Origin of the sequence: Tianweitania sp. (assembly GCF_032053605.1) — a bacterium.
Classification (GTDB): Bacteria; Pseudomonadota; Alphaproteobacteria; order Rhizobiales; family Rhizobiaceae; genus Tianweitania.
Window position 1 is genome coordinate 78,943 of the sequence record NZ_DAMBUH010000002.1, and the last position, 20,037, is coordinate 98,979.

General features: G+C 60.7%; 19 protein-coding genes. 7 read left to right on the top strand and 12 right to left on the bottom strand.

The window, feature by feature from the left end; translation table 11 throughout:
• The 8 genes from RTX98_RS01060 to RTX98_RS01095 all read right to left on the bottom strand — a co-directional run.
• On the bottom strand, positions 1-1,291 hold a 1,291-nt coding region (locus RTX98_RS01060), incomplete at its 3' end, for a rhodanese-like domain-containing protein (protein ID WP_312793991.1).
• Between the two features lie 26 nt (positions 1,292-1,317).
• Entirely contained in the window at positions 1,318-1,965 is a 648-nt protein-coding gene (locus tag RTX98_RS01065; RefSeq protein ID WP_312793992.1) for an acyl-CoA dehydrogenase family protein, read from the bottom strand.
• Positions 1,962-2,555, bottom strand: coding sequence for a hypothetical protein (locus RTX98_RS01070; protein WP_312793993.1), 594 nt, complete (start codon positions 2,553-2,555; stop codon positions 1,962-1,964). Before RTX98_RS01070 ends, RTX98_RS01065 begins: the two co-directional genes overlap by 4 nt.
• An 8-nt stretch (positions 2,556-2,563) precedes the next feature.
• Complete coding sequence (locus tag RTX98_RS01075; RefSeq protein WP_312793994.1) at positions 2,564-3,928, bottom strand: NtaA/DmoA family FMN-dependent monooxygenase; 1,365 nt, start codon at positions 3,926-3,928, stop codon at positions 2,564-2,566.
• A gap of 68 nt (positions 3,929-3,996) precedes the next feature.
• Positions 3,997-5,004 carry an NrtA/SsuA/CpmA family ABC transporter substrate-binding protein gene (locus RTX98_RS01080; RefSeq protein ID WP_312793995.1) on the bottom strand — a complete coding sequence of 336 codons (1,008 nt, stop codon included), beginning with the start codon at positions 5,002-5,004 and terminating at the stop codon, positions 3,997-3,999.
• Between the two features lie 93 nt (positions 5,005-5,097).
• Complete coding sequence (locus RTX98_RS01085; protein ID WP_312793996.1) at positions 5,098-5,805, bottom strand: ABC transporter ATP-binding protein; 708 nt, start codon at positions 5,803-5,805, stop codon at positions 5,098-5,100.
• The gene (locus tag RTX98_RS01090; RefSeq protein WP_312793997.1) at positions 5,802-6,665 is read right to left on the bottom strand and encodes an ABC transporter permease subunit; all 864 of its coding nucleotides are present in this window, start codon (positions 6,663-6,665) and stop codon (positions 5,802-5,804) included. The genes RTX98_RS01085 and RTX98_RS01090 overlap by 4 nt, the downstream gene beginning before the upstream one ends.
• A gap of 30 nt (positions 6,666-6,695) precedes the next feature.
• On the bottom strand, positions 6,696-7,151 hold the full coding sequence (locus tag RTX98_RS01095) for a flavin reductase family protein (RefSeq protein WP_312793998.1): 456 nt from the start codon (positions 7,149-7,151) through the stop codon (positions 6,696-6,698).
• A gap of 475 nt (positions 7,152-7,626) precedes the next feature.
• Here RTX98_RS01095 and RTX98_RS01100 point away from each other — a divergent pair, with 475 nt between their 5' ends.
• From RTX98_RS01100 to RTX98_RS01120, 5 genes are all read left to right on the top strand, one after another.
• Positions 7,627-8,559: an LLM class flavin-dependent oxidoreductase gene (locus tag RTX98_RS01100; protein ID WP_312793999.1), complete on the top strand. Its 933-nt coding sequence runs from the start codon at positions 7,627-7,629 to the stop codon at positions 8,557-8,559.
• A 339-nt stretch (positions 8,560-8,898) separates the two neighbouring features.
• Positions 8,899-9,918: an isopenicillin N synthase family oxygenase gene (locus RTX98_RS01105; protein ID WP_312794000.1), complete on the top strand. Its 1,020-nt coding sequence runs from the start codon at positions 8,899-8,901 to the stop codon at positions 9,916-9,918.
• A 357-nt stretch (positions 9,919-10,275) separates the two neighbouring features.
• On the top strand, positions 10,276-11,310 hold the full coding sequence (locus RTX98_RS01110; RefSeq protein ID WP_312794001.1) for an amino acid ABC transporter substrate-binding protein: 1,035 nt from the start codon (positions 10,276-10,278) through the stop codon (positions 11,308-11,310).
• 12 nt (positions 11,311-11,322) lie between these two features.
• A complete protein-coding gene (locus tag RTX98_RS01115; RefSeq protein ID WP_312794002.1) occupies positions 11,323-12,510 on the top strand; it encodes an ABC transporter permease subunit in 1,188 nt (395 codons plus the stop codon).
• Positions 12,507-13,580 carry an amino acid ABC transporter permease gene (locus tag RTX98_RS01120; protein WP_312794003.1) on the top strand — a complete coding sequence of 358 codons (1,074 nt, stop codon included), beginning with the start codon at positions 12,507-12,509 and terminating at the stop codon, positions 13,578-13,580. The genes RTX98_RS01115 and RTX98_RS01120 overlap by 4 nt, the downstream gene beginning before the upstream one ends.
• 68 nt (positions 13,581-13,648) lie before the next feature.
• On the opposite strand, the gene RTX98_RS01125 is transcribed toward RTX98_RS01120, so the two are convergent.
• Genes RTX98_RS01125 through RTX98_RS01140 form a run of 4 tightly spaced genes read right to left on the bottom strand, consistent with a single transcriptional unit; the run spans position 13,649 to position 17,923 of the window.
• Positions 13,649-15,118 (bottom strand): FGGY-family carbohydrate kinase, encoded by a 1,470-nt coding sequence (locus tag RTX98_RS01125; RefSeq protein WP_312794004.1) that lies wholly within the window; start codon positions 15,116-15,118, stop codon positions 13,649-13,651.
• Entirely contained in the window at positions 15,115-16,077 is a 963-nt protein-coding gene (locus tag RTX98_RS01130) for a transketolase family protein (RefSeq protein WP_312794005.1), read from the bottom strand. Before RTX98_RS01130 ends, RTX98_RS01125 begins: the two co-directional genes overlap by 4 nt.
• Complete coding sequence (locus tag RTX98_RS01135) at positions 16,077-16,898, bottom strand: transketolase (RefSeq protein WP_312794006.1); 822 nt, start codon at positions 16,896-16,898, stop codon at positions 16,077-16,079. The genes RTX98_RS01130 and RTX98_RS01135 overlap by 1 nt, the downstream gene beginning before the upstream one ends.
• A gap of 44 nt (positions 16,899-16,942) precedes the next feature.
• Positions 16,943-17,923: a sugar phosphate isomerase/epimerase family protein gene (locus RTX98_RS01140; RefSeq protein WP_312794008.1), complete on the bottom strand. Its 981-nt coding sequence runs from the start codon at positions 17,921-17,923 to the stop codon at positions 16,943-16,945.
• Positions 17,924-18,365: 442 nt separating this feature from the next.
• Between RTX98_RS01140 and RTX98_RS01145 the strand changes: the two genes are divergently transcribed.
• Complete coding sequence (locus tag RTX98_RS01145; RefSeq protein WP_312794009.1) at positions 18,366-19,307, top strand: D-ribose ABC transporter substrate-binding protein; 942 nt, start codon at positions 18,366-18,368, stop codon at positions 19,305-19,307.
• A gap of 67 nt (positions 19,308-19,374) precedes the next feature.
• The gene (locus RTX98_RS01150) at positions 19,375-19,998 is read left to right on the top strand and encodes a DUF2291 domain-containing protein (RefSeq protein ID WP_312794010.1); all 624 of its coding nucleotides are present in this window, start codon (positions 19,375-19,377) and stop codon (positions 19,996-19,998) included.
• Positions 19,999-20,037 lie beyond the last annotated feature (39 nt).

Here is a 20,037-nt window from a genome sequence, read left to right on the forward strand (position 1 = left end):
CAGGCGAAGTGAGAACCAAGGGATCGTTCCCACCTAGCGTTGCAACGTCGCGGGCAAGCTCCGGCCCTGATGCAAAGTAGGCGCCCGGGATATGGCCCTTGCGGTAGGCAGGACTGCGGGCAAGGTCGAGGACGACCACTCCGTTTAAGCGATCGTGCAGTTCGTGCGGCGTGAGGGCACGGAATGCCTCCTGACTGTTCGGTGAAGCCGGACTATCCTCGGCCGCAGGCGGATCCGCTGCTTCAGAGAGAACAAACACGTCCCAACCCATTTGGATCAGCCAGGACGCCGCCATCCGTGCGCGGACGCCATCGTCGTCATAGAGGACGACACGAGCACCGCGCACGCCGAGCCATTCATCGGTTGCCTGAACAAGCTGGCCGCCGGGTGCGGATGCAAAGCCCGCTGGATGACGTTCGGCATATTCGCGGGGGTCACGCACATCGAGCGTGTAGAGCGTCCTCTCCTCGACCTCGCTGCGAAAACGAGCGAGATCTTCTTCTCCAATGATCGGGACACCGACATGCTCTGCCCATCGCTCGGCGCGCGAACGCGCATGGCTGCGCGCCTCGTCGGACGGGGTGTCGACCCGCTCGCTTTGGCGGGTTTCCAGACCCAGCCCTTCAAGAGTCCATCCAATCGTCCCGTTGCGCAGGGCGACGACGCGGTTGGGAATGCCTGCATTGACGAGGCTTTGCGTGCCGATGATGGACCTTGTGCGTCCGGCGCAGTTGACGATTACGAGTGTGTCGGGCGACGGCGCGACGTCGTGGATGCGGTAAACGAGTTCGCCACCGGGCAGGCTGCGCCCGCGCGGTATGCTCATCGTGTTGTATTCTTCGAAGCGGCGGGCATCCACTACCACAACATCCTCTTGTGTCTCGAGGATCTGCTTCACTTCATTGGCCGGCAGCGACGGGGTGTGGCGGATTGCTTCAACGAGTTCGCCAAAGGCTTTCGAAGGCACGTTGACATCTCGATAGACTTCGCCGACCTCACGATAAGCTGAAAGGCCGCCTTCGAGGATCGCGACGTCGCTATAGCCGAGAGCGACAATGCGCGTGGCGGCTCGCTCTGCATAGCCCTCGCCGTCATCATAAATGACGATCGGCGCCCCAAGCCGCGGCACGAGTGCGGGAAGAGATGTTTCAACTTCGCTGACCGGCACGCTAAGGGCAAACAGCGGGTGAGCGTCGGCAAAGGGACCTTCCTCGCGCACATCGAGCAGGGCGACTTCGCGCCCGGTTTTCCAAAAGGCGCGAAGTTCTTTGGGGGTGATCGTCTTTGTCATGTCTGTCCTCGAATACGGTGTCGCGCTCAGAAGAAGGCGCCGGTCGGCGGCAGGGCGCCGTTTAGATAATGATCGCCAAGAACCCGCTCCTTGTAGATTCGCGGATTGTGTGCGGCGATGACCTTGAGGTTGCGCCAATGACGATCGAGCGCCTTCGAGGTCGAAACGGCGCTGCCGCTGCCGACATCGAGCAGAAGGCCGGCCAGGTTCGCCGCCACTTCGTCCGTTACCACCTTCGCCTCCGCGGCCGCGATGCTGGCTGCAATCGACAGGGCGCCGGCTTCCGGCGATGTTTCTCTGGCCCAGGCGAGATCGAGCGCGGCGATGGCGCGATCGACGGTGCCGAGGATCGCAGCGCGGTAAGCGGCAATCCGCCCGATCACGGCCTGGATCTCCGGTTCATCTGCCGGCTTTTCAGCAAGCGCGTGGTAGAAGTTGCGACTGCGCGAGCGGACCAGCGCCAGCGCATCGTGCAAGATGCGGGTGACGATGCCAGATATGATCGTCGTCAAATAAACCTGATGGAAGGTGAAGCCGTAAAGATAGGGATCGTTCTCGCCCCGCTCGGGAAGGTCGTAAAGGTCTTCCGGCGCCACGGCCACATCGGCAAAGATCGTTTTGCCTGAGCCTGTCAGCTTCTGGCCGAAGCCGTCCCAGTCATCGTCAAGCGTCACGCCATCCGCTTTGGTCGACACGAGGAACTGGGCGATCTTGCCTGTTCGTCCATCCAGTGCCGAGGCGAAGAGATGTTGCCGGTGCTATAGATCTTGGTGCCGGTGACACGATAAGCGCCATCGGCATCGGACCACCGCAGGGCCGAGCCCGGAACCTGGCCGCGGCTTCCGGCAGGTCCGCCACCTGCTTCGGAAAAGGCCACGCCGAACATCCTGTTCTGCGCGGCAAGGGCTAGAACGCGCTGCGAGAAAGGCTCGGCTGCCGTTTTCGCGTGTTGCTCGACAGCATAGAAGTGGTTGCGAAAGACATGCGCAATGTTGGGATCGGCGGTCGCGAGATCACGAGCGAGGGCAAACAGGTCTGGAAGCGTGATGCCTGCGCCGCCTTGGTTCACCGGAATGCGGACTGCACCGAAGCCGCGCTCCTTCAACAGTTGCGCTTCTTCGAAGATCGGACGACGGAAAACATCGCGCTCCGCAGCGCCGGCCGCGAAGTCGGCGAACAGCGAAGCCAGGTCCAGCCGGCGCGTGACCGGATGCCAGTCCAGTTGCGCCGCGGCGGAAGCATCAAAGGTTGAGACTTGCAGCATATCTGCCCTCAAGCGGCCGTGCCGACATGCCGGACAGGCTCGACATCGCGCGGATCGACATAGTGGGCCAGCCCCAGGTGGTGGCGGAGCGTCTGCCCGGTGTAATCGGTGCGGAAACGGCCTGCCTTCTGCAGGATCGGAATGACATGATCGACGATGTCTTCGAGGCCGCTGGTTTGCACGTCGATATTGAGGTTGAAGCCGTCGGCCGCACCGGTGTCGATCCAGTGCAAAATGTCAGCAGCAATCTGCTCCGGCGCACCCACCACCATACGGTGGCCGCCGATGATGTTGCTGAGGGCGGCCTGGCGCGCCGTCCACCCATACGTCACCGCTTCCGACAGGATTTGCTTGCGCGGCCAGCGGGACGCGATTGGCACCCTTGGCTCGGCTGCCTCGATGCGCTGGAATGGCAAGATCTCGTCGAGAGGCAGGTCATCGGGATCAAGTGCGAAATGGCGGGCGAGTTCACCATGCAAGAAAGCGAGGTCGAGCCCGGCGTCGAGATTGGCCTTACGCTGCAACGCTTCCTGTTCCGTGCCTCCGACGATCGGGAACAGACCTGGCATAACGAGAAGATCATCTGCGTTGCGACCGTTGGCACGCGCAAGCGCCTTCACGTCGGAATAGAACTTGCGGCCACCCTCGATGACGCGTTGGCCGGTGAACAACGCATCAGCATAACGTGCGCCGAAGGCCTTGCTGTCTTCCGACTGGCCGGCTTGGAAGATCACCGGTCGCCCTTGCGGTCCGACCGGCGCTGACAATGAGCCCTTGGTACGGAAATGCTTGCCCTGAATGTCGATCGGCCGCAGCGCTCGTTCATCCACGAAGACGTTGCTTGCATGATCGGCGATGATGGCCGCGTTCGGCAGCGAGTCCCAGAGACCGGTGACGATCTCCGCAAACTCGCTTGCGCGGCGATAACGTTCCTCCTGGTCGAAGCCTTGGTCCAGCCCGTAAGCCGCGAGAGCGACAGGCGATTGGCTGGTGATGATGTTCCAGGCCGCGCGCCCCTTGCTGATGTGGTCGAGCGTCGCAATTTGGCGTGCAACCACATAGGGATGGCCGAAGATCGTGGAGGTCGTGGCAACCAGACCAATGCGTTCCGTCACTTGGCTTAGCGCGGACAGAAGCGTGATCGGATCCAGCGCGCGCCAGGGCCGGTGGAACGCTTCATCCACCAATCCTCCTGGTCCGTCGGCCAAGAAGAGCGCATCGATCTTGCCGCGCTCGGCGACCTTGGCTATGCGGATGAAAGCGTCGATGTTGCTGGAAAGACCAGCAGCGTCAGGCAAGGTCTTCCAGGCGGCATCGTGGCGGCCGGATGCAAGGACGTTGACTCCGAGGCGCACAGGTTTGGCGGCGGGCATGAGACGAACTCCTTTAGGGGTGCTGGAGGGCTGGGCGGGATGCTGCCGGAGGTCCCGCCCGACGATGATCAGACGCGCAGAACGTGGTCTGAAACGGTGATGCGTTCGGGCAGGATGGAACGTTCAGCCAGCCAGTCCGCCGCTTTCTGGAAGTCGGCGAGGAAGCCTGTGTCATCGGCTTCGTAGAACTTGTTTTGACGCTTGTAAGCGACGAGATGATCGCGCACGGCGTCGCTGTACTGGCCTTCCTTCTGCGCGATGGTTTCGGCCTCCAGCGGATTGTCGCTTATCCACTGGCCTTCCTGATGGTAGGCGTCGATCACGGCGCGCACGAGGGCCGAGTTGTTCGTCGCGAAATCGCGCAGCGTGACCAGCGAGGAATAATCGATCAGGAAGTCGAGGTCGGTTCCCTCGAAGAAGATGTCCTTCGCGTCATATTGTTCGCGCGCGATATCGACGGCCGGTGTCCACATTGACCAGGCATCGACTCGGCCCTGGCCGAAAGCTGGCGAAGCATCCGGCGGGTTGAGATAGACGAATTCGACATCTTTGCGGTCGACGCCGTTCTTTTCGAGCGCGGCGACCAGCAAAAACTCACCCAGCCCGGACCGGTTGACAGCAACCTTCTTGCCGACAAGATCGGCAACGGTATCAATGCCGGAATCCTTCTTCACAATGATTGCCGTCGAACGCGGCGTGTAGACGTTGAAGTTGGTGAAAACGAAGGGTGACCCAGCAATGATTCCGGCAAGGGCGGGCGTCGTGCTGCCCCAGAAGCCGAAATCGGCACTACCGCCCACCACGGCCTGAAGCGACGGGGCATGGTTGGGGAAGGGGCCGACCCACTCGACCTTGATGTCCTGAGCGGCAAGGATCTTCTCGAACTCGCCACGCTGTTTGGCCACGAGCGGCAACCCGCCGCGACCCCAGCCAAGGCGCACCGTATCGGTATCGCGGGTGCCTTGCGCTAACGCACTGCCCGACAATGCAACGCCGGTTGCCGCAGCGCCAAGCGCCAGGCTCGCGCCCTGGAGAAGGCTGCGGCGGTTGATGTTGAAGTGTTTGGAACCCGTCATGCTGAAACGTCCTGTCTGATGAAAGAGGGCAAAGGGATGACGTTCGACCGGCTGCAGCCTGTCGTGAAAGCCTTGGTTGAGAGTGTTTACGTGCTAGGCGGCGCGCTCGTGGAGCGTGACGCCGAGTTGGCCGAGAAGCTTGTGCCGCAAAGACTGGGGACCGCTTTCGGTCTCCGCTGCGACATCGTAGGTCGACGCGATGCGGCCATCGCGCATCACCAAAATGCGGTCGGCCAGTGCGATGGCTTCATCCACGTCATGCGTCACGAGGAGAACGCCCGGCCGGTGCAAGGCAACGAGATCCTTAATCAGCTCGTGCATCTTGAGCCGGGTCAGGGCGTCGAGTGCGGCGAAGGGTTCGTCTAGCAGAAGAAGGGACGGCTCGCGCACGAGGGCACGGGCGAGTGCCACACGTTGCGCCTGCCCGCCGGAAAGATTGCGAGGCCAATCGTTTTCCCGTCCGCCAAGCCCCACCTCCTGAAGCGCGGCAATTGCTTTTGCCTTGCCTTCCGCCGTGTCCATGCCGAGCGCCACGTTCTGCCACAGTGGCGCCCACGGAAGGAGGCGATGTTCCTGAAACACGACCGCAGGCTGTGCAGGACCGTGGATGGATCCGCCATCTACCGGATCGAGACCGGCCAGCGCACGCAGAAGCGTGGTCTTGCCGCATCCGCTTTCGCCCAGCATCGCGACGAACTCGCCTGGTTCGATGCGTAGGTTCAGGCCCTCGATGACGATCCGCTTACCGTAGTGACGGTGCAGATCGCGAACGACGACTGCGGCATTGTTCTGGATGCTCAACGGCGTTCTCCCTTCGCATAGTTGGGATGCCAGGCGAGAAGCCGGCGCTCGAGGGCGCGTGCGGCGCTGTCGGCGAGCACGCCGATCGCGGCATAAATGACAATGGTCAGCACGATGACGTTGGTTTGCAGGAACTCGCGCGCATCCATGGCAAGAAAGCCGATGCCCTTTGTGGTGGCGATGGTTTCGGCGATCACGAGCGCGAGCCAAGCGACCGCTAGCGCATAACGGACGCCGGTGAGGATCGAGGGCAGCGCGCCGGGCAGGATGATCTTGGTGATGCGCCCGCGCAAGGAGAGCCCTGTCACCTTTGCGAGCTCAAGAAGCTTCGGATCGATCTGGCGTATCCCGAGCACCGTGTTGATGTAGATCGGGAACATCACGGCCAGCGAAACAAGGAATATCTTGCCGGCTTCATCCACGCCGAACCAGACGATGACGAGCGGCAGGAGCGCCAGGAACGGGATGGCGCGGATCATCTGGATCGAGCGATCGAGGAGCGCTTCGGCGAGCCGCGAGAAGCCGACGAGGATACCCAGAGCAAAGCCGATGCTCCCACCGATCGCGAAGCCGATCGCCGCGCGCAGCATGCTGTAGCCCAGATGTTCAAACAGCGTGCCATTTGCCACGAGCTTCCAGGCAGTTGCTACAACCGTGCTGGGTGCCGGCAGGATCTGCGGTCTGATCCAGCCGAGATGTGCGGCCAGTTCCCAAGCGATCACCAGCAAGAGCGGCGCCAGCCAGGAGAGCGCCAGCAACTCGCTGTCCCGCAAAGCTCTATAGGGGCGTGTGTCGATCGAACCGCTCGAGCGAGATGATTGGAGCGCCGGGCCGTAGGACAAGGACGTTTCAAGCGTCATGACAGATCCTTTTCGTTGAGGAGGAGACGCTCAGAGCGCGTTCAACGAGCCGTAACGACCATTGCCGTAAGCAAGCGCTGCACCATCGCGCAGCCTGACGGCTCGTACGGCACCGAAGATCAGGGCGTGGCTATGCCGCTCAATGACTTCTTCGACTTCGCAGTCCACCGAGGCGAGCGCATCATCGAGCACGCCCGCGCCGGTCACGAGGCGCGACCAAGAACTACCGAGATACCGCGCCGGCCCCTTGATCCCGCCGCGCCCGGCAAAGCGATCGGCAACCGCCTGCTGCTCGTCGCTCAGTACATTGACGCAGAAGTGTCCGTAGTGGCGGATGGCCGGCCAGGTTGATGACGACAGGTTGATGCTGACGAGCATCGTTTCCGGCTCGACGGAGAAGGATATTGCAGTCGTCACCGTTGCGCCGGTTCTATCCTCGCCGATGCCAGCGGTGATTACACTGACACCGCCGGCGGAACGCCGCATGGCATCCCTCAAGGAGACCGTTGGGAGCGATAAAGGTCTGCTAGCTACTGAAGGGCGAAGCGCATCTGCGACAAGGGTCATCGAATGATCTCTATCGTTTCCTGACGTGCCGAAGCAGCGTCGAGCCCCGAAGATAACCAAGCCTTCAGAGACCTCGCGACAAACCGGATGCTAAATCTACTAGCTTTGTAGGAATTTAAATCCTCAGGCGAGCTATCAGCTCGGCGTGGATCGCATTTGATCTAACCCCCAAATTTGACCGCTGCTTTCCCCTTCGAAAAATCTGAAAGACGGGCACTCGACAATCCCTAGTAAGTTACTAGACTATCTTTGTTGACGCACAGGTCGTCAGCCTGGCTGCGAGAGGGGTGACCTCGGCGTGGGCCCAATAAGATGTCGCGCAGGAGGAAGCGCGCGCAAGACAAGGATGACGACCGCTTAGCCGAACAACTCGGAACAGGATGGGAGAGCCTCTATGAGCATCGAATTTGCAGGCATTATTCCGACCCAGGCAGAAGCCGGGGTGCCTCGCCTTCACGAACACCGCCGCGAATCGGATTTGGCTCAGTCCTTTGCTCGAGCCGGGTTCGACAACGTTTTGATTGAGGGAACTGGTGCTCTTGGACTGGCGCGTGGACTATCTGCCGATCGTACCGCACCAAAGCTCATCATCCAGCACCGTCCGAATGAGGAGCTGGTGGAAGCGGCCGAAGCGTTTGCCTTGCTGGACTGTCGTGCTGCTAGCGGGTTGAGCGTCGAAATTGTGGGCGAACCAACTCCAAGCGAGCGTGCGTCCTTTGTGCATGAAACGGACCAGGCAAGAACCGACGAATATCTTACCTTGTTGAAGCGCCTTTGGCTCAACGATAAAGCGATCGACTACGAAGGCCGCTTCTTCAGCCTGCGCGGCGCTAAACTCTCGGCTAGGCGATGTCACAGGACGCTGCCGCTGATGATGGGTGGGCGTTCCGCAGTCGCTATCCGCGTTGCGGCACGTCATGCGGATGTGTTCAAACTCGGCGGCGTGGGCCTTTCCGAAGCCAACGATCTCATTGCGCAAGTGGAAGCTGCAGCAATTCCGTTCGGTCGATCAGGCCGCATTCGCTACTCACTTGATATTCAACCGAGTGCTTCACCCCTAACGAAGTCAGGAACACGCTCGTTGGTCATAATGCCGCCGCGGGCGGTGCTGGAAGTAACCGGTCGCGCGGAAGACATGGTGCTGCACCTCCTTCCTTATATCGAGCTTGGCGTGTCGCACTTCACAGTGCGCGGGCTGCAAACGCCGGAAGATGTGGCCAATTTCGGCGTAGACGTCATCTCGCTTCTGCGCCGAACACAAGAGCGCACCGTGCACCACCGCTTCGGTTTGCATCCCGCAATTCGTTTGATGCAAACGCTTTTGTAGAATCCAAGACACGGTCCTCCGTCGGGCCTAGAGCGTTGCCGGAGCCAGGATGAATGCTCATCTTGGCTCTACAAAAACTGCCTTTGAAGCGACTGCAGGCGTCAGCTGCGCTGGCGACTTCGGTGCAGCTTCGTTCTCAACGAAACGCTTCTTCGATGTAAATCTTCCCTAATTTGCCATCACAGCGAATGTCCCATGCTTGGAAATGCGATCAAGCTCATGGGAGCGTGGTGCAACACCATTGGTGAAGCAGTGAGGAAGCACCATGAGCCAGATCGAAAAGTCCAGTGAATTGCTAGCGTGTCGAACGACCGCTTTATCGTCGCAAGGAGCCGCTCGATGACCAGGATCGTTCCGGTGCTGGATCTCAGCCAGCTTGAACGTGGCGAGCAGGCCCGAAGCGCGTTTCTTGCTGATCTCCGTTCAGCCGCGCGCGACATCGGCTTCTTCTATCTCGGCGGCCACGGCATTTCGTTCGACGAGATCAATCAAGTTCTGAAGGCTTCGCGCCAGTTTTTTGCCCTTCCCGACGCGGACAAGCAGGCGATCGAGATGGTCAACTCGCCGCAATTTCGCGGCTATACTCGCGCTGGCGGAGAGCGCACTCAAGGCAAGGCCGACTGGCGCGAGCAGCTCGACGTCGGCTTTGAGCGTCCCACCCTCCCTCAGGAACCCGGGTCACCGGCTTGGACGCGGTTGCAAGGTCCCAACCAGTGGCCTTCCTCCCTTCCTGATCTGCAATCGCGTTTGCTAGATTGGCAAAACAAGGTCACCGATGTTGGTATCCGGCTGCTACAGGCTTTCGCGCTCGCGCTTGAACAGGATGAGGATGCGTTCGGCTCAATCTATCGCGGCGAGCCGAACCATCGCATGAAGATCGTCCGATATCCTGGGCGACAGACCGAAGCGAATGATCAGGGCGTCGGCGCGCATAAAGATGGCGGCTTCCTGACCCTGCTGCTTCAGGACGAAAATCGCGGTCTGCAGGTGGAGTATGACGGCAGCTGGGTGGATGTCGAGCCGCTGCCGGGCACCCTCGTCGTCAACATCGGCGAACTTCTGGAACTCGCCTCCAACGGTTATCTGCGCGCAACGGTCCACCGTGTCGTTGCACCGCCTGCTGGCGTCGATCGCATTTCCGTCCCGTTCTTCTTCAGCGCAAGGCTCGACGCCACCATTCCGCTGCTAGATCTGCCGGCGGAGCTTGCACGGGAAGCGACTGGTCCGGCCAGCGATCCGGATAATCCATTGCTGCGCGATGTCGGCGCCAATGTCCTGAAGAGCCGGTTGCGCTCACATCCCGATGTGGCTGAGCGCCATTATGCCGATCTTCTTGGCAAGGCGCCGCGCGCAGCCTGATAGGATGGTTTGTTCCTCAGAAATGAACAATTTGGAATCTTGTTCGTCGTGAGGTGACACCGACTCTGCGAGAACAATCATACGCCCGCCGTTTCCTCTTTCGGCGGTCGTGTTCCCCTCAGAAGGTCCCAGACCTTCCACTTGACCGGGCCGCATGCGCGCCCGGTTTTTCCTTGTATTTCAATCGTTTAGCGGCATCTTTCATATGCCTGAAAGTTTAGCACGCTGCTCGTCAAACCGGCTGAAATTTGGTTTTGCATTCCTAGTCTGACGCCTCGCAGCCAGTACCCTGAGATCATCAACCACGGCGGGGGACGCCGGCTGAACGATAACAAACGAGACTCAGGAGCATTCGTCATGACGTCCACGAAACGCTTCGGCCAAGGCTGGAGATCGGTATTGGCAGCGGGCCTGGCGATCAGCACTGCCTTTCTGGCAGCCCCCGGTCATGCCGGCCCAACGCTGGACAAGATCAAGGAGCGCGGCTCCATCAAGGTTGGCGTCGGCACGACGCCCGGCTTCTTCGCGCCAGATAGCAGCGGCAAGTGGCAGGGCTTCTTCATCGATTACGGCCGGGCGCTGTCGAACGCTGTTTTCGGCACGCCGGACAAGGTCGAGTTCACGAACTCCTCGCCGCAGCAGCGTCTGCCTGCCCTTCAGTCCGGCGAATTCGACATTCTTCTCTCCGGCGTCACCGTCACCGTCACCCGCGCCTTTCAACTCGGCTTCCACTTCGGTCCAACCATCTTCTATGACGGCCAGGGCATTCTGGTGCGCAAGGATCTGAATGTCGAAAAGGCGGCTGATCTCGACGGGGCCACCATCGGCATTCAAAGCGGCACCACCGGCGAGCTCAACATTGCCGACTTCTTCCGCAAGACCGGCAAACAGTTCACGCCGGTCACGATCGAAGACACCAGCGAATTTATCAACGCGCTGGAGTCGGGGCGCGTCGATGCGATCACGCAGGACTCTTCGGACCTCGTCGGCAAGCGCACGCAGCTGAAGAACCCGGATGACTACGTCGTTCTGCCCGAGCGCCTGTCCAAGGAGCCGCTCGCTCCGGCAATCGCCGGCGGCGATGATCGCTGGCTGGAGATCGTTAATTGGACCGTCAATGCCACGATCCAGGCTGAAGAGTGGGGCATCACCTCGGCTAATGTCGACGAGTTCCTGAAGTCCGAAGATCCGGCCATTAAACGCTTCCTCGGCGTTGATCCGGCGCTCGGCCAATCGATCGGACTTGATCCGAAATGGGCCTACAACATCATCAAGACCGTGGGCAATTACGGCGAGTTGTTCGACAAGCACCTGAAGCCACTTGGCTGGGAGCGTGGCTATAACCGGCTGTGGACCGATGGCGGCCTGCTTTATTCGCCGCCGTTCCGCTAAGCGCACGCATCCATGACAACCGACACGATCCTGCCGGGCCCCACACGGCCCGGCATCTTACGTCAGGTGCGAACCTGGTGGGGGCCGCATGCGCTATCACAAGCGCTGTTCATCGCAGCTCTCGGCCTGCTGATCGCTATCCTGGCCAGCAACACGCTGGCGACCATGGCGCGCATCGGGATCACGCCCGGCTTCGGCTTCCTGTGGCGCTCGGCAAATTTCGAGATCGGCGAGGGCATCATTCCCTTTCGCGCCGGCGATCCTTATTTCCGCGCGATCCTTGTCGGGCTACTCAACACGATCAAGGTTGCAGCACTCGGCTGCGTGTTCACGACCATCCTCGGCGTGATCCTGGGTGTTGCCGGACTGTCGGGCAACCTCCTGCTTGCTACCCTCGTGCGCTGGTACATCGAAGCAATTCGCAACACGCCGCTGCTGTTGCAACTGTTCTTTTGGATCGCGCTCGCGAAATCCTTCCCCCCGCCACGCGCAGCAATCAGCGCATTTGACTGCGTGTTTCTGACCAATCGCGGCGTGTTCGTTCCCAAGGTCAATCTCGTGGAAGCGAATGCCTGGACCTGGTGGCTGATTGCGGTGCTCGCTGCCGCCTTTGTCGTCGGTTTGTGGTGGTTGCGCCGAAAGGATCAGCTCACTTTGCGCCGTTTCGCGCTTGCATTTGGTGCCGCCATCCTTGGCATTGCGCTTGTCCGGATCGGCAGCCACGGCCGCTTCAGCGCCGAGCTTCCTGTTCTGGCTGGCTTCAATATTCGTGGCGGCGCAAGCCTGACGCCGGAATTTGCCGCGCTGCTGGCGGGTTTGACCGTGAAGTTCTCAGCGGCCATCGCCGAGATTGTGCGCGCGGGAATCCAGTCCGTTAGCCAGGGTCAGTGGGAAGCAGCGCGGACGCTCGGGATGCGCGACGGCCAGATCATGCGCCTGATCGTGCTGCCGCAAGCGCTGCGGGTCTTAACGCCGCTGACAACGTCCAGCTATCTCGACCTTACCAAGGACTCCAGCCTTGCGGTTGCGATTGGCTATCCCGACCTCGTCAACGTCATCAACACTACAGCCAACACCACCGGGCGGTCGTTTGAAGCGCTGGCGATCCTGATCGGCCTTTATCTTACCCTTAACCTGACAGTGTCGGCTGCGATGAACCTGTATAATCGGCGCGTCGCTTTGCGGGGGCAAGCTCGATGACCGACCTCTCGCAAACCGTCCTTCGGGCGAACGGCCTGTTCGATCGCATTCGCCGTGGGCTGTTCGGTGGCTGGCTGAACACCAGCCTGACGGTTCTGACGGTGGCATTGCTGGTCTGGGTTGTACCTCCGCTGATCCGATGGGGGCTGCTTGATGCAAGCTTCTCGGGACCCTCGGGTGATTGCGTCGTGGCCGGTGGTGCGTGCTGGTCCTTCGTCGCCGCCAAGCTGCGCTTTATCCTGTTCGCTTTTTATCCGCCCGACCTGCAATGGCGTCCGCTGCTGGTTATGCTGCTTCTAGTCGCCCTGCTGGTGGTCAAAGCACAGCCGCGTTTCTGGCGGCGAGAGCTTCTACTTGCCTGGATCCTGGTAATCAGCGGCAGTTGGATGCTGATGTCCGGCGGCTTGCTCCTGCCTCGCGTGCCATCCAACCAATGGGGCGGTTTGCCGGTGACGCTGTTCGTGTGGACGGTTTGCTTTGCACTTGCGATGCCCCTCGCCGTGCTTCTTGCCTTAGCGCGCCGCTCCCGCATGGGTGGCCTGCGTACCGTTTCGATCCTGTTCATCGAACTGATGCGGGGCACGCCGATGGTGGCGATCCTTTATGTGGCGATGCTGATCCTGCCGATGGCCATCCCCGGTGGGCAAGGCTTCGACAAGACGCTGCGCGCCATGATCATGATCACCCTGTTCTGGTCCGCTTATGTGGCGGAGGTCGTGCGCGCCGGTCTGCAGACAATCCCGGCTGGCCAGGAAGAAGCGGCCACCGCGCTCGGTCTCGGCTATTGGCGCACCATGCAGCTGATCGTCTTGCCGCAAGCGCTGCGCCTGGTCATTCCCGGCCTCGTCAACCTGGCAATTGGCTTCCTGCTCGCGACCTCGCTGCTTGCGGTGATCGGCATCTTCGATCTCCTGAACGCCGCCCGCGCCTCCGCCACCGACCCGCAATGGCTGGGTTTCTATGACGAAGCCTACCTCACCGTCGCGGTGATCTATTTCGTGTTCTGCTATGCGGGATCGCGCTACAGCCGCTGGCTGGAGCGAAGGCTGGGAAGCCATGTCAGGCAGTGATCCAAGCACCGTTCTGCGTTCGATTTGACGCAGCACGGAAAGGTGCTACGCCCGCCGGTGACCTAGGACTACTGTGCGATCAAGCGACCAAGCAGCAAGCGCCAATCGCCTGTAACTTTCGACCGCCAGGTTCCGGCCTCTTGTCGGGGCTGAAACACTGTGTCGGATTGACGCGACGGGGCCGGTAGGCTTGCAATGTTTTTGAGTGCCATTGCTGCGACGCCGATTGCGCCGACTTCGGCTTGAGCGCTGCGCGTGACGGGCCGATCGAGAAGATCAGCTTGTAACTGCATCAGAAGATCGTTCGCCGACGCGCCGCCATCGGCGAGCAGACCGTGCAGCGAGCCTTCGATGTCCTGCTCCATGGCGTTGAACACGTCGGCGATTTGAAGAACGATGGCTTCCAGCGTTGCGCGAGCGAGGTGGGCGCGGGTAGTTGCGAGCGTCATGCCGGAGATGGTGCCGGAAACAGTGTCGTTCCAGTGCGGTGCGCCAAGGCCGGCGAGTGCGGGAACGAAGGTCACGCCGCCGCTGTCTTCGACGGTTTGGGCAAGCTCAGATAGGGCGCGGGCATCGGGTAGACCGAGCATGTCTGCGGCAAAGGCCGCTGCTTGCGCGGAAACCGTAATGTTGCCTTCCAGCGCGTAGGTCACGCCGTGATCCTGCTCGCTCCAGGCAATGGTGGCGGAAAGGCCGTGCTTTGACAACACGCGCTCAGGCGTAAGCGTCATCAGCGAGGAGCCGGTGCCGTAGGTGGCTTTCACAAGACCCGGGGCGCGCACGCCATGGCCATAAAGCGCGGCATGGCTGTCTCCCATCATGGCAAGGATCGGAACGCTAGCGGGCAGGGCGGTTACCCCGTCTGCCACTTCGCCGAAGCGGCTGTTCGAGGCGCGGACGTCCGGCAATGCCGATAAAGGCACACGGAACAGGTCACACAGACTTTCGTCCCATTGCAGCCGCTGAGTGTTGAACAACTGGGTGCGAGACGCGTTGGAATGATCTGTGGCGAACGTTTTGCCGCCGGTCAGCCGGTAAAGCAGCCAGCTATCCACCGTTCCGGCTCGCAGTCTGCCCTGCTCCGCAAGCACCTTAGCTTCCGGCACATTCTCCATCACCCATCCCAGCTTTGAGGCCGGGAAGAGGGCGTTGATCGAAAGGCCGGTCGCTTCCACGACCGCGGGGTTGGCTCCATCCGCGATCAGCGCGTCGCAGACTTTGGCGGTGCGTCGGCATTGCCAAAGGATAGCCGGCGCAAGCGGTAAGCCTGTTTCGGCATCCCAAACAACCAGCGTTTCGCGTTGGTTGGCGATGGCCAAGCCGCTGATGTCGTAGCTGCCGGATGCTATGATGTCGGCGATGACGGTCTGAACGCTTGCCCAGATGTCCTCGGCGGACTGCTCGGCCCAGCCAGGGTGTGGATAGGTTGACTTCAGCGGCGCGGAAGCTTTGGCGACGATGCCACCTGCCAAGTTGACCAGGATCGCCTTGGTGTTGGTCGTGCCCTGGTCGATCGCGATGACATGGCCGGTGCTCATGCGCGCTTTCGTCCGATCGCCTTGCGCGCGGTTCGGGCGATGCCCTCGGCCGTCAGTCCGAAATGGTCGAACAGCCATTCAACGGAGCCCGTCGGAACGAAGCCGGGAAAGCCCATGCGTTCAACCGGAACCGGATCGTTGGACGCGGTATATTCGGCCACCGCGCCGCCGAGACCGCCATGGATGTTGGCTTCCTCGATGGTGACGATGGCGCCCGTTTCACGCGCCGCCGACGCAATCGCCGCTTCATCCAGCGGCGTGATGGTCGCCATGTTCAAAACGCGGGCTGAAATCCCCTCGGCTTCCAGGTCCGCTGCTGCCTTGGCAGCCAGATGAACCATGGTGCCGCAGGCGATCAACGTCACATCGCTGCCATTGCGAACCAGTTCGGCCTTGCCGTGCTCGAACTTGCGGTCGGCAACCTCAAGATCGGGAACCGGCATGCGGCTCAGGCGGATATAGACCGGGCCTTCATGCGATGCCGCCCATTTCACCGCTTCCGCGGTTTCCCAGGCATCGGCCGGGACAACGATCGAGATGTTGTTAAGCGGGCGCAGCCAGGCGAAGTCTTCGATCGAGTGATGGGTCGGTCCAAGCTCGCCGTAAGCGACGCCGGATGACTGTCCGACGAGTTTGACGTTGAAGTTGGCATAGGCGACGTCCGCCTTCACCTGCTCCAGCGCGCGTCCGGTCAAGAAGCAGGATGCGGCGGAAACGAAGGGAATGCGGCCGCCATTGGCGAGGCCTGCGCTGACGCCGACCATGTTCTGCTCAGCAATGCCGACATTGATCAGGCGGTCCGCATGCTTCTTCTGGAAGCCGCCGAGCTTGGAAGAGCCGACGGAATCGTTGACGACCACGACGATGCGCGGATCCTGCGCGGCAAGATCCTCGATCGTCCGCGCCCAGGCATCGCGGCAATCGTGCAAGCCGTCCTGTTTTGCAGCGGGAGCAGCCATCAGATCAATTCCTCCAAAGCGGTGGTGTGTTGCTCGGCATTGGGTACGCCATGGTGCCAGGAAGCAATGTTCTCCATAAAGGAAACGCCCTTGCCCTTGATCGTGTTGGCAATGATGCAGAGCGGTTTCGTTCGCCCGCCCGCCGGCTCGCTCAAAGCGGTCACCAGCGCATCGACATCATGGCCGTCCACCATCTCGACATCCCAGCCAAAGGCGCGGAACTTGTCGTCGAGCGGATCGAGGCCGTTGGTTTCCTCGGTGCCCATGCCCTGCTGAAGCCGGTTGCGGTCGACGATGAGGGTCAGCTTGCCGAGCTTGCGGTTGCCAGCGGTCATCGCGGCTTCCCAGTTCGATCCTTCCTGCAACTCGCCGTCGCCGGTGAGAACGAAGGTTCGATAATCTGCGTTGGTCAACTGACCCGCGATGGCGATGCCGAGCGCGACCGGTACGCCGTGACCGAGCGGACCGGTATTGGTCTCGACGCCCGGAAGGTAGTTGCGGTTCGGATGCCCGTTCAGCTTGGATTGCGGCTGCATATAGGTTTTCAGCCAGTCTTCCGGGAAATAGCCGGCCGCGCACAGACCCGTATAAAGAGCGCCAGTCGCATGCCCCTTGGACATAATGAAACGATCGCGTTCGGCCATCTCCGGCTTGGCCGGATCATAGCGCATGACGCCGAAATACAGCGTCGCGATGATGTCGATTGCCGAAAAGTCACCGCCGGGATGTCCCAGCCGGGCATCGAAAACCATTGTGAAAGCCCTGCGGCGCATCCACAAGGCTTTCTCGCGGATGGTCTGAGCGATGTCATTCGTCGACATAAGTCATGCCTTTCATAGCTGAGCCGGCTGTTGCAAGACGGCGCCTACATGCCGCCGTACAAAGCCTTCTGAGCGATCTTCAATGCACCGATGGCGTCGTGGCGGTTTTGCGCCTCACGAAGCGCGTCGATGTCGAGCGCATCGAGGCCGCGAGCGGCCGCCTTGAGGAAATCGATGGCGTGGTTGGCGGTCGCGACGCTGTCTTCGCGGAACGGGAACTGGTCGAGCTGCCACACGCCTTCCCACTTGTTCTTGCGCAGCACGTGGAAGAACTCGAAGAGCTCGATCGGATGCAGGCTGCCGGCGACGAGATCGTCGTCCCACGAGCGGTAGTTGTCGTTGACGTCCATGCCGAACAAACGGCCGTAATCGATGGCCAGCTGTGCGCTGTCGGCGGCGTTCTCACCGCCCATGATGGCATGGCCGAAATCGAGCAGGATGCCGACATTCGGCAGGCCAATTTTCTCGATGCCGAGCAGGGTGCGGGCAACGGAGCAGAAGCTCATATGAACGCGCGGTTCGCGCGGCTTGTATTCGATGACGAACTTCAGATCGGGGTTTTCGCTAGCAAGCTTGCCGACGCCATCGAGCGAATGCTGCCACAACGTGCCGTAATCGACCTGGAAGGGGTAATCCCATCCGTCCTGACCCGGCCACAGCTTGACGTAGTCGGCGCCGAAATAACGCACCTGCTCGCAGGCTTCCGTCACCAGTTCATGCGTCCGGCGGCGCACGCCCGCATCGGGGTTGGTGAAAGAGCCTTTGACGAATTCGCGGGTATAGATCTCCGGCGTGATGCCGATGACGCTGAGTTTGTTGCGGTCCAGCGCTTCCTTGACCTGCGCGTTGGAAAAGTCGCCGCCGAAGAAGGGATAGTTCAGATCCACAACCGACAAGTCCTTGACCTGGCCGGCCAGGTCGATGGCGTCGATGACGCTGCGTGGCGTGCCGTAGCCATCGGTGGCATAGCGGTCGAGATAGGTGGCGAAGTGCCAGATGCCGGCGCCGAAACGTTGTTCGCTCATAGTTTCCTCCATGCAATTGGGTGTTCATGCGCGTGGAAACGCGCTGTGGCTGAGCCGAACGCAAGGCGGTGCCGACCTCGCGTGCCTTTGGTGTTCAAGGCAGGCTGATGGTCGAACGTCGTCTGCCGCATTCCGCTTGCTCCTCCCGAACAAACATCCACGTTAAGCTCGAAAGCAAACAATCGAATAGTTTCGTTTGCTTTCGTTTGATGATTTATGTGGCATGAAGAGGATGAGCGTTCAAGCGGAATTTTTCTGAGCTGGGATGTTGAAAGCAGAGCGTGCGGCTCAGCGGCGTCTGCTCAGTCCCCATTCGCCCAGCTTTAAGCGGTTTAAGCCGCCAAAATTGACGAACGTAAAAACAGATTGACAGCAAACGAAAGAGATCGATAGCTTGTGCGCTCAGCCACTGGAGGGTGGTTTTGTTTATTGGGAGGTCTTCATGAAACTCAAGAACCGTCTTTTGATGTCTGTCGTCGCGCTCGGCTTGGCTAGTGCGCTGTCAGGCCCGGCCCTTGCCGCCGACACGATCGCCATCATTACCCCAAGCCACGACAACCCGTTCTTCAAGGCCGAAGCCGATGGCGCTGCCGCCAAGGCGAAGGAGTTGGGCTACGAGACCATGGTGCTGGTCCATGACGATGACGCCAACAAGCAGAACGAGTTGTTCGACAGTGCAATCGCTGCCGGCGTAAAGGCCATCATTCTCGACAACGCCGGTGCGGACGCTTCCGTTGCTGCGGTCCAGAAGGCCAAGGACAAGGATATTCCCTCGTTCCTGATCGATCGCGAAATCACGAACACAGGCGTAGCCGTGTCGCAGATCGTGTCCAACAACTACCAGGGCGCCCAGCTCGGTGCCGAAGAATTCGTCAAGCTGATGGGCGAAAAGGGCAACTATGCCGAACTCGTCGGCAAGGAGTCCGATACCAATGCCGGCATCCGCTCGCAGGGCTATCATGACGTCATCGACCAATATGCCGATTTGAAGTCGGTCGCCAAACAGACTGCGAACTGGTCGCAGACCGAAGCCTATACGGTGATGGAATCCATCCTCCAGGCGCATCCCGACATCAAGGGCGTAATTTCGGGCAACGACACGATGGCGATGGGCGCTTATGCAGCATTGGAAGCGGCAGGCCGCAAGGATGTTGTCGTGGTGGGCTTCGATGGCTCCAACGACGTGCGCGATTCCATCAAGAACGGCGGCATCAAGGCGACCGTGCTGCAGCCAGCCTATCAGCAGGCGCAGAATGCCGTTGAACAGGCCGATAAGTTCATCAAGACCGGCAAGACCGGTTTGGAAGAAAAGCAGTTGATGGATTGCATTCTCATCAATGCCGACAATGCTTCCAAGCTCGAGACCTTCGCGCTGAGCGAATAAGCACTACGACCGCACCCGCGCGCCATGGCGTGCGGGTGACTTCTGTTTTGAACGAAGTGCGGATCTCATGAAAATCAGAACACTCTTTGTGGCAAGCTTGCTTGCCACAGCGCCTTCCGGCTGCAAATTCGTGGAAACCGGGAACGACGCGGCAGGGACCACCGCCGTGGACCCGATTGCCCAGGTCGTGGAAACGACGTTCGATGCCAACCTCGTTCCTGCACTGCGCGAGAAGGCGGTCGATCTCGCGACATTGCGCGACGCCATCAAGAGCGGTCTGGACAAGGCCGGCGAAGGCCAGGGTGTGAAGGTTGGCGGCGCGGGCGGTGGCTGGAACTTCGCCGTCAAGGGAAGTGGAACGATCGTCGAGGAGAACCGCGCTTCGAAGGCGGCAGTTGCCGAGATCGACCTCGATGGTGATGGCACTGCCGACGCGACGCTGCAACTCGGGCCTGTTATCAAGGGCAGTGCCTTGCGCGACACGACCGGTCTGTACGACTTCACCACATTCCGCGACCAGATCGAATACGCAAAGCTAGGTCGCGCGTTGAACGACAAGGCGGTCTCCGAGCTTCCGGCGGCCGATGTCCCCTTGAAGGGCAAGCAGGTGAATTTCCTTGGCGCGATGGTCATTCGCTCCGCCGGCGAAAAGCCGCTTGTGATGCCGGTGTCGATCGAGGTCGCGCCATGAGTGACGCTCACCCTGCCGAGCCCCATCCGATCGGCTTTT

What these genes read in the sequence shown, in the direction of transcription:
- RTX98_RS01070 (WP_312793993.1), bottom strand. Translation starts at nt 2,555, where the DNA reads ATGCTGCAAGTCTCAACCTTTGATGCTTCCGCCGCGGCGCAACTGGAC.
- RTX98_RS01075 (WP_312793994.1), bottom strand. Translation starts at nt 3,928, where the DNA reads ATGCCCGCCGCCAAACCTGTGCGCCTCGGAGTCAACGTCCTTGCATCC.
- RTX98_RS01080 (WP_312793995.1), bottom strand. Translation starts at nt 5,004, where the DNA reads ATGACGGGTTCCAAACACTTCAACATCAACCGCCGCAGCCTTCTCCAG.
- RTX98_RS01090 (WP_312793997.1), bottom strand. Translation starts at nt 6,665, where the DNA reads ATGACGCTTGAAACGTCCTTGTCCTACGGCCCGGCGCTCCAATCATCT.
- RTX98_RS01095 (WP_312793998.1), bottom strand. Translation starts at nt 7,151, where the DNA reads ATGCGGCGTTCCGCCGGCGGTGTCAGTGTAATCACCGCTGGCATCGGC.
- RTX98_RS01100 (WP_312793999.1), top strand. Translation starts at nt 7,627, where the DNA reads ATGAGCATCGAATTTGCAGGCATTATTCCGACCCAGGCAGAAGCCGGG.
- RTX98_RS01105 (WP_312794000.1), top strand. Translation starts at nt 8,899, where the DNA reads ATGACCAGGATCGTTCCGGTGCTGGATCTCAGCCAGCTTGAACGTGGC.
- RTX98_RS01110 (WP_312794001.1), top strand. Translation starts at nt 10,276, where the DNA reads ATGACGTCCACGAAACGCTTCGGCCAAGGCTGGAGATCGGTATTGGCA.
- RTX98_RS01115 (WP_312794002.1), top strand. Translation starts at nt 11,323, where the DNA reads ATGACAACCGACACGATCCTGCCGGGCCCCACACGGCCCGGCATCTTA.
- RTX98_RS01120 (WP_312794003.1), top strand. Translation starts at nt 12,507, where the DNA reads ATGACCGACCTCTCGCAAACCGTCCTTCGGGCGAACGGCCTGTTCGAT.
- RTX98_RS01125 (WP_312794004.1), bottom strand. Translation starts at nt 15,118, where the DNA reads ATGAGCACCGGCCATGTCATCGCGATCGACCAGGGCACGACCAACACC.
- RTX98_RS01130 (WP_312794005.1), bottom strand. Translation starts at nt 16,077, where the DNA reads ATGGCTGCTCCCGCTGCAAAACAGGACGGCTTGCACGATTGCCGCGAT.
- RTX98_RS01135 (WP_312794006.1), bottom strand. Translation starts at nt 16,898, where the DNA reads ATGTCGACGAATGACATCGCTCAGACCATCCGCGAGAAAGCCTTGTGG.
- RTX98_RS01140 (WP_312794008.1), bottom strand. Translation starts at nt 17,923, where the DNA reads ATGAGCGAACAACGTTTCGGCGCCGGCATCTGGCACTTCGCCACCTAT.
- RTX98_RS01145 (WP_312794009.1), top strand. Translation starts at nt 18,366, where the DNA reads ATGAAACTCAAGAACCGTCTTTTGATGTCTGTCGTCGCGCTCGGCTTG.
- RTX98_RS01150 (WP_312794010.1), top strand. Translation starts at nt 19,375, where the DNA reads ATGAAAATCAGAACACTCTTTGTGGCAAGCTTGCTTGCCACAGCGCCT.